The 7656-nt window shown below is 50.9% G+C and carries 11 protein-coding genes and 1 tRNA gene; 6 read left to right on the top strand and 6 right to left on the bottom strand.

Features of this window, described 5'->3' with window-relative positions; all coding sequences use genetic code 11:
* Positions 1 to 107: 107 nt before the first annotated feature.
* The 3 genes from BUA24_RS11215 (at position 108) to BUA24_RS11205 (ending at position 2865) form a co-directional block, all read left to right on the top strand.
* Positions 108 to 503, top strand: coding sequence for a hypothetical protein (locus tag BUA24_RS11215; protein WP_072792625.1), 396 nt, complete (start codon positions 108 to 110; stop codon positions 501 to 503).
* A gap of 295 nt (positions 504 to 798) precedes the next feature.
* Positions 799 to 1182: a VOC family protein gene (locus BUA24_RS11210; protein ID WP_245790471.1), complete on the top strand. Its 384-nt coding sequence runs from the start codon at positions 799 to 801 to the stop codon at positions 1180 to 1182.
* Between the two features lie 369 nt (positions 1183 to 1551).
* The gene (locus BUA24_RS11205; RefSeq protein ID WP_072792623.1) at positions 1552 to 2865 is read left to right on the top strand and encodes a glycosyltransferase family 87 protein; all 1314 of its coding nucleotides are present in this window, start codon (positions 1552 to 1554) and stop codon (positions 2863 to 2865) included.
* 134 nt (positions 2866 to 2999) lie between these two features.
* On the opposite strand, the gene BUA24_RS11200 is transcribed toward BUA24_RS11205, so the two are convergent.
* The 3 genes from BUA24_RS11200 to BUA24_RS12660 all read right to left on the bottom strand — a co-directional run bounded on the left by BUA24_RS11200 (position 3000) and on the right by BUA24_RS12660 (position 4229).
* Positions 3000 to 3704, bottom strand: coding sequence for a hypothetical protein (locus BUA24_RS11200; RefSeq protein WP_072792621.1), 705 nt, complete (start codon positions 3702 to 3704; stop codon positions 3000 to 3002).
* A gap of 136 nt (positions 3705 to 3840) precedes the next feature.
* Positions 3841 to 4080, bottom strand: coding sequence for a MoaD/ThiS family protein (locus tag BUA24_RS11195; RefSeq protein WP_072792618.1), 240 nt, complete (start codon positions 4078 to 4080; stop codon positions 3841 to 3843).
* The gene (locus BUA24_RS12660; protein WP_218587479.1) at positions 4077 to 4229 is read right to left on the bottom strand and encodes a hypothetical protein; all 153 of its coding nucleotides are present in this window, start codon (positions 4227 to 4229) and stop codon (positions 4077 to 4079) included. Before BUA24_RS12660 ends, BUA24_RS11195 begins: the two co-directional genes overlap by 4 nt.
* A 100-nt stretch (positions 4230 to 4329) precedes the next feature.
* Between BUA24_RS12660 and BUA24_RS11190 the strand changes: the two genes are divergently transcribed.
* From BUA24_RS11190 to BUA24_RS11185, 3 genes are all read left to right on the top strand, one after another.
* Positions 4330 to 4402, top strand: a tRNA-Lys gene (locus BUA24_RS11190).
* A 76-nt stretch (positions 4403 to 4478) separates the two neighbouring features.
* Positions 4479 to 4613: a hypothetical protein gene (locus tag BUA24_RS13220; RefSeq protein ID WP_272867312.1), complete on the top strand. Its 135-nt coding sequence runs from the start codon at positions 4479 to 4481 to the stop codon at positions 4611 to 4613.
* A gap of 69 nt (positions 4614 to 4682) precedes the next feature.
* Positions 4683 to 5591, top strand: a complete 909-nt coding sequence (locus BUA24_RS11185) for a tyrosine-type recombinase/integrase (RefSeq protein ID WP_178138823.1) — start codon at positions 4683 to 4685, stop codon at positions 5589 to 5591.
* A gap of 647 nt (positions 5592 to 6238) precedes the next feature.
* On the opposite strand, the gene BUA24_RS13215 is transcribed toward BUA24_RS11185, so the two are convergent.
* From BUA24_RS13215 to BUA24_RS11175, 3 genes are read right to left on the bottom strand one after another with little or no spacing between them, the layout of a single operon-like run.
* Positions 6239 to 6430: an ATP-binding protein gene (locus BUA24_RS13215; RefSeq protein ID WP_272867311.1), complete on the bottom strand. Its 192-nt coding sequence runs from the start codon at positions 6428 to 6430 to the stop codon at positions 6239 to 6241.
* Position 6431: 1 nt separating this feature from the next.
* Entirely contained in the window at positions 6432 to 6998 is a 567-nt protein-coding gene (locus BUA24_RS11180) for an ATP-binding protein (RefSeq protein WP_084660455.1), read from the bottom strand.
* Between the two features lie 5 nt (positions 6999 to 7003).
* Positions 7004 to 7378, bottom strand: a complete 375-nt coding sequence (locus BUA24_RS11175) for a hypothetical protein (RefSeq protein ID WP_072792613.1) — start codon at positions 7376 to 7378, stop codon at positions 7004 to 7006.
* Positions 7379 to 7656 lie beyond the last annotated feature (278 nt).

Below are 7656 nucleotides of genomic sequence, written 5' to 3'. Positions count from 1 at the left end.
ATTTATTTTTCAAGCCGCGCACACACTGATACTGAGACATAGGGTCCAACGGGGTCAAATTCTGGTAGTCGTACCCATAACTGATCTCTCTTTTCACAGCCAAGGCGGTGGCGACAGCTAGAGAGATCTCAAGCGAGCAAGTAGCCGTCAGGGTTGTCCTCCCGGGCACAGAAGGTGCTGCTACGAAGCTCAAGGAGTCCTGGGAAAGGTGGAACCCCCAAGTTCCTCTTGAGCTGATACCAACACAGTATCAATCTATCTCAAAACCTATAAAGGCCTTTGTGAAGAGCAAACTTGACGGTTATGACATGGTGGTTCTCTTGATACCGGTCGTGGAACCAAAGAAGCTAAGGCACCGGATTCTGCACAACCAGTTGAACCTCGTCCTAAGTTCGGCTTTCATATCCGAGCCGAGGGTAATAGTCTTGAGGATCCTCCAGGTAGTTGGTGAGGAGTCCTATCAAACGCACGTCAGTCAAGTGGGGTTGTCGTCTTTAGGTTGAATCCAATGACCGATTCAGATGGAAGTCATCCCAGTGAGTTCTTGATACCAACACAGATGAGAAGAAGATCGGAATAATTTATTGTGGTCCCAAATCGCAGAACCTCTCCAAATGCGTTGCATCGAACGATTTGAAGTTACATATAGAAATACCCTTTGGCAGAGAGATCTGGTTTGTCTTTCTGCGTTTCCTTCAAGTTTTCCTATCACGACCGACCGGTCGTTTATATCGTGTAGGGAATGTATCTGAAGGAGGAGGTACTGCTTAGTGGTCGACTAGAGGTAGCCTTATCGTCGTGAAGATAACGTCGATAGACCATGTGCAGCTAGCAATGCCCTCAGGAAGGGAGTTAGATGCGGAGTTCTTCTACTCGGAAGTACTTGGGATGTCGGTTGTTCCAAAGCCAGAGGCACTTCAACGACGCGGGGGCCGATGGTTCAAGAGTGGGACTGCTCAGATTCACCTCGGCGTCGACTCTGGATTTACCGCAGTTAAAAAAGCACATCCAGGGATCGTTGTGGAGGGATTCGATGAGCTTGTGGAGAGGTTGAAGAGTTTCAACATCAACTTCGTGCTCGACGACGAGATCCCTCAGCTTAGGAGGATGTATGTTGAAGATCCTTTTGGCAATCGGATTGAAATAATCGATCAGAGATCACTATCGGATCTACCTTACTAAAGTGTTGGACTCCGATCTTTAAGTGAGGGGCGAGATATTAACGGTGCATTGTCCATAGATCCCCGAGACGCTCGCTAGTGAGTACACCTTTTTCGTTACATTAGACCTTTGCATGTAAGCTGTACTCAAGGTCGTTATGGAAGGTGTCATACAGTTTCTCTAACCGCCCCTTGAAGTATTGGATTGGCTTGTAATACCAGTTAGATGGCGAGATTCGAAATTCTGCGGGTATGACTAAAGGCCAATTAATGGATGTTTTAACTGAAGGATGTAGTTTGGTTACCGCTTTATCGGGACGTGGCGAGGGTCGCTCTGACAGAATAAAGACGTGGTGACAGCTGCTTGGACGTTGTGTTTTAGTGTGACGCGATGGGAGATCGGTTGGAAGAAGGTGGCGATGCCGGAACCTTTTCAGACTTTATTTTGAGTCTCGTCAGCAAGAGTAGCTTCTTAGAAGGTTCTATTTTCGCTATGGCCGTGATGGTTCTTTGGTGGATGTTTTACACGAAGATTCCCGCAGTTGAGTTTAGGACCTTCTACACTGCTGCAAATACCTTGTTATCTGGAAAGAGTCCCTATCCCACGCCCGGAACTGGTGTCGTTAGAGGCGGTCATGCATTTGTGTACCCAATAACGACGCTTGCGTACTTCATTCCATTTACGACACTGCCCTATAACGTAGCTCTTGATTTGTTTCGAGTGGCCGAGATTGGGCTAATCCTAGTCAGCGTGAAGCTGCTCTTGAAGAACGAAGCAAATTTTGCCGTGGGTGTGCTTATCTTGGTCTCAAGTTTTGCAATAACCGCCCTTCAGGTCTTATCCGTAGAACCGATTCTCCTGTTTTTCATTGCGCTTTCTTGGAGGTATCGGAACTCTGTATTTATTGGGTCCATATCTCTTGCCCTGGCGATCGGTGTAAAGCTGTTTTTGTTGCCTCTTTTACTCTGGTACCTTCTTTCTAAGAGATATCGAGCCTTCTCGATCTCTGTGTTTGCGGTGATTATCCTAATTGCGCCCACAGGTTTCTTCGTTTCAAGCCTGACCGCCTACTACCACATACTGCGGCGTCTTAGCGGATACGAAAGCGCCTCTGGACTCTCTTTGGTGAGCCTTTTGGACATACTTGTGCACTCCGAGACGGTGGCGTTCTGGCTTACAGCGTCGTTGGCCCTAGTGTTTACCCTCTCATTGGTGTATGTGAAAAAGAAGATAGATCCTCCCGATCGGTATCTTTTTGCAGCGATCGTTCTTTGGTCGCTGATCGAGAGCCCGATCGTCTGGTCGCACTACTTCTTGATCTCTGTGGCTGTGGTACTGATTCTTTCCCAAAGTCCACTTGGCACTATGTCTCTCTATGCCATTGGATCGTGGGTTCTGGCGCAACCGGACCAAATTACCCCAAGCTTTATACCTTGGGGAGTGGCTATGGTTATGGCGTTAGCTGCCTTGTTGATGTATCTAGATAGGGGTCGCTTTAGGGAGTCTTTAGAACTTGCAAGGACTCTACGGCGTGTGGCTAAGAGACCGGGCGTGTCTTCCGTATTCTTTGTCGTCGCCATAGTGGGGTTAGCTATCGGCGTATTTGACTCTTTTGCTATTCCTAGCTTCGCCTTTGTTTCGATAATGATATCTGCACTTATAGCTATTGGCTTTTACGTCAAAAGATACGAAGCGGCCAGATGACACTTTGTGGTAACGAAGCGGGTAAGCAATACGGCAATCATCGCTAGCGTTGATTTGATCAAGATGGATGAGAAAGTTCGGTGAACTCAGAGGTGTTGGGTACATCGAAGAGGCGATAGGTGGGTTTGTTCTGGTTACCCCTTGCTACCAGAGATGTAGGGGGCAAAGTGAGCTAACCACGGAGCGGTAAGCTGCCCGAACTTGGTTGCAAGACCGATTCCTATGGCCAAAGTTACTATAACAATTATGAACCTGTACCAGCTGTCTGATGACTTTAGCGAGTCACCTACACTTAGGGTTTTGAGGTCCTTCCAGCTTACTGTCGCTGCTCTACGAACGTAGCTCACCACGTGAGCTGCCATAAAGGCAAACCAAGCAATAAATGTGGCACGATGTATAAAGATCCAGAGGTTTACGCTGGGAGAGTTTGGTCCTATCACCATGAGCATAACCCCAGAGACCATCAATCCAACGGTAGAGAGTACTATCAAGGGGCCGATTACTCTAAGAGGCATCCAAGGTGGACCTGCTTTTTTGAAGTCAAGTGACTTGGTGTAGTAAAGGGCGAAGCGGTACGAGGTGACAACTATCTTGGCTGTCATAACTGGTATGAGGATGACACCTACTACTACATGCCAAGTCAAGAGTTCGCCGACCAATGGTACGGAGACACCTTCTAGTGCTAGCAGGAAGAAGAGAAGCATACCGAGAAGTGAAGTAAGCCTCGCGACGAAACGAACCCGGCGACTTTGGGATGATTTGTCCCCCTCAATCTCCGTCGCAAGTACGTTTTTAATTACGTTTTCAGGCGTGATTTTATCCTGTTGTCTAATTACCATCTAACTCCACCACATAGCGATTATCAAGGCTAGTCAAGTCAGAAAAGATCGGAGCACGTTTCACAAAAGCTGAGCAAATGCTCAATAATGTACGTCCGTGGCGCCCTAATCCTTCAGGCGAGGTCGAGGCCCCTAGTCATCCGCCCGATACTGGTGGGAGTATTGCGACCTGGTCTCCACTTCGTAGAGGTTGATTGACATCTGCGGGTTCGTCGTTGACCCAGAGTCGTGACACCGACAACAAAGACTCTAACTCAGGTCCGTAGGTAGTCACTAACTCTTTCAATAGAAGATCAATGGTCGCCGCATCGGACTCCGTCTCCGCTTTGCCGGCTATCTCTTTAGCGCGCGCAAAAAAAAGAACCTTCACGCTCATCTTGACGACTCGTCTTTGTTGTCTGTGGATAGGAAACTATCGAGCTCCGATGAGACAGCAGCGAACTTAGCCTTTATGTCCTCGAACCTTCTGTAAAGATCGGTGTAGGAGATGCCTTCTTCCTTACCGGTTAGCTCTATGTTGTCCATTGCCTTCATCATAGTGGACTGGGAAGAGAGGGATAAACATCGACTTAGATGACGCAGATCAGACATCGCCGACTAGATTATTTTCGCTAGCAAGTGTTCTGGGCCGCTAGCTCATCCGGTAGAGCAGGGGACTTTTAATCCCAAGGTGCAGGGTTCGAGACCCTGGCGGCCCACTTGGTAAGAGCGTATTTTCTGATTTAGATTGGTTTCCTTGCCCACGTTTTGCCCACATTGATGTAGCCTTCGTGGATGAGAGGAGACGTCCGCAAGCGTGACAAAGATGTCTACCAGCTGGTGGTCGAACTGCCCAAGGATCCGATCTCAGGCAAATGTCGCCAGCAATTTGTGACCGTTCATGGGTCGAAGCGCAAAGTTGATTACTAACTTCAACGGCTCTTGATGGGAGCCAAGGATACCGAGGCACGATCCTATACGCAATCGATTGAGACGGCGATGAGCGAATGGTTTGAGCGAGTTGTACCCGGGCTCGCACCAATCACCGTGATTGGCTACCAAGGGCGTATTCGACGCCAGATCTTGCCAGCCCTCGGAGACCTTGCCATCGGTGAGGTGACAGCGTCACATCTTGATTGGCTCTATCAAGATCTCGTGGCCCAAGGTAGTTCACCGGCCTCGATGCGCCAAACCCATGCCATCATCCGGCGTTTCTTTAATCAAGCCATGAAGTGGGGGTGGACTGAGTCCAATCCTGCCTTGTGGGCCTCTCCTCCAAGGGTCACTACCCTAACGGTGGTAGCACCCACACGTGAACAGCTCATACAAATCGTGGAGCGAGCAAAGGCGCTGCATCCTCAATGGGAAGCCTTCTTCGTACTGGCGGCCCTGACTGGTATGCGACGAGGGGAACTCTGTGCACTGCATTGGGACGACTGTAGCGATGGAGGGATCAAGGTGACCAAGTCGCTCATCTACACTTCGGCCGGCGGCACCAGAGAGGCGCCCACCAAGACCCATCAGGGCCGCTATGTGGCACTTGATGAGTTCGGTTGCTCCGTTGTCAGCGAGCAACAAGAACGCCTTCGGCAAGCGTCCAGGAGTCTGGGGATCGGTCATGTTGGTAATCCGTATCCGTTTTACTCATCACCTGATGGATCGGTTCCCGTACATCCGGATAGTCCCTCGAAGCTCTTTCGACGAATTGCGGATAACTTGGGCTATCGGGAGCTTCATCTCCATAGTCTCCGACACTTCGCAGCCACTCAGTTGGTAGCCGCTGGTATGGACATTCGTACGGTATCAGGACGACTCGGTCACGCTGACGCCTCGACGACCCTCAGGGTCTATTCTCACGTCCTTGAGACAAATAACCAAGAGGCCGCCGCAATCATGGGGCCCTGTTGAATGCACCACCGAGACCAGGGCGTCGTCGCTGGAGTGACTTTGCGATGGGGCTGCATAGCTAGGTCTCCCAGGTCTCAGGATCAGTGGAATGTCCCTTTCATAATGCCCCGATTGGACGGCCTTTCTAGGTCCGCAGACCATCGTTGCGTTGGTTTTCTAAACTCGACGGCCGCATCAACCTGTGTCACAAGTGTCGTCCGTAGCTCTCGCCAGAGACACGGCCATGACGACCAAGACGGCAAGATTACGACCAGGGCAAGACCTCATCTGCAATATGGGGCCGTCCAGCTAGTCCAATACCGTTAACTTAGGGACCAACTCTGATGATATAGATAAGATCTTTGGCTGGCCTTGAGGGCTGGGGCCAGTTGGAGTGGTTGGGATACTTGGTGGGATAGGGGCTCATTCGTTTGCGTATCACACGGGGATTAGAGCGCAGCCTTCGCTTTGGAAGCGCCTGGTCAAGGATCTAAAAATTACTATTCTTGCTCTCCTGAAGCCACTTTCTTGTAACTTGTGAAAGCCGATTCTTGTAACTTGTGAAAGCGGCCGATTCTATCTCCTGAAGATCAGTTCTTCTAACTTCTGAAAGTCAGTTCTTCTAACTCCTGGAATCCATCTCGTCATGACTGCTTGGCTGGCTTGGCTTACCCCCCTTCCTCGTCTTGGTTGAGTTCGTCGTGTGCTTTTAGCTTTCGCATTGACTCACCGGTGAGCTCAATCACCCTTGAAGCGTGAATGATACGATCCATGATGGCATCGGCGGTAGCGTCTTCCATGAGGGCGTGGAACTTGGCCACCGGGAACTGAGAGAGAAAGATCGTCGAGCGCAGATCCACTCTAGCATCGATGATCTCTAAGAGTTCGCGAGAGCTCGACACCGAAACCGCTGAGTCCAAAGTAGTCGAGGATGAGCAGATCGAGTCGGCGGAGCTTTGCCATCAGATTCCGGTAGCTCCCGTCGGCTCTAGCGAGGGTGAGACGCTCGATGAGATCAGAGGTGCGTACATAGCGCACCGAGTACTCACGCCGTATCGCCTCCATCCCAAGCGCACAGCCAAGGTAGCTCTTACCAACCCCGGTAGGCCCGGTGATGATGAGGCCATGTGCTCGGTCCATGAATGAGAGTGAGACCAGGTGTGCAAAGGTCTCCCGTGAGATTCCACGATTGGTCTCAAAGGAGAACTCCTCCTTATAGGCCACGACCCGTAGGGTGGCCTCGCAGAGCTTGTTGGCCACTCGGCGGTTGTGACGCATTGCGATCTCCTTGTCGAGGATGAGATCGAGCCGGTCGATGAAGTTCATGGACTCAATGGTCGCTTCGGTGAGCTGGCGCTCGTACTCGGCTCTTGCATCAGGGAGCCGTAGGGCGCGAAAGTGTTCTAGGTTTGCCAGATGACTCGACATGGTTCTTAGGCCTCCCTTTGGGTGTTGGTGAACTCGTCGTGGTGACGGAGGTTGTCATGTATGGGTGAAACCGGTGGTTGGGGTTGGTCCCCGGTGAGATAGACCTTGGTATCAAGGATGGATACGATTGAGGCCAGGCTCGTTGTGTTGTTGGCTAGTGCCCAGTGACAGGCGGCCTCTAGTTCATCCGCCCCGTGAACATGGGCCAGATCAAGGAGACGGGTCAACAAGTGACGCTTGGCCTCACTGACGGGTGGCTCGCCAGCCAAGAGATCCCCAAGTGCCCCAACACTTGTCCCAATGGCTACGAGTTTGGCGGTGATGGTCTCGATTGAGAGTGAGTCAAGATAGGCAGCGTGCTTTGGGTGCAGGTGGGCCACATCGGTTGTGACCCCACCTTTTTGATAGCTCCGCTGCTGAGACCCGACCCGTTGACCAGCATGAAAGATCTCTACGAGCCCCTCGGTGATGCGGACCTCAACGTCTTAGCCTAGAAGCACATAGGGCACCGAGTAGGAGACCTCGCCGATGGTGAGGTGATAGTTGGGAGGGACCTTCAGTCTCAACCAGCGCCCATGGTTGTGTCCCGATAGTTGTGCAAATTCCACGAGTGAATTGATTTGCTAGTGGTGGCCATGGTACCTAGGAATTATTAGAA

The organism is Ferrithrix thermotolerans DSM 19514, assembly GCF_900128965.1.
In the GTDB taxonomy this organism is placed as follows: Bacteria; Actinomycetota; Acidimicrobiia; order Acidimicrobiales; family Acidimicrobiaceae; genus Ferrithrix; species Ferrithrix thermotolerans.
This window is presented reverse-complemented; position numbering and strand designations above follow the sequence as displayed.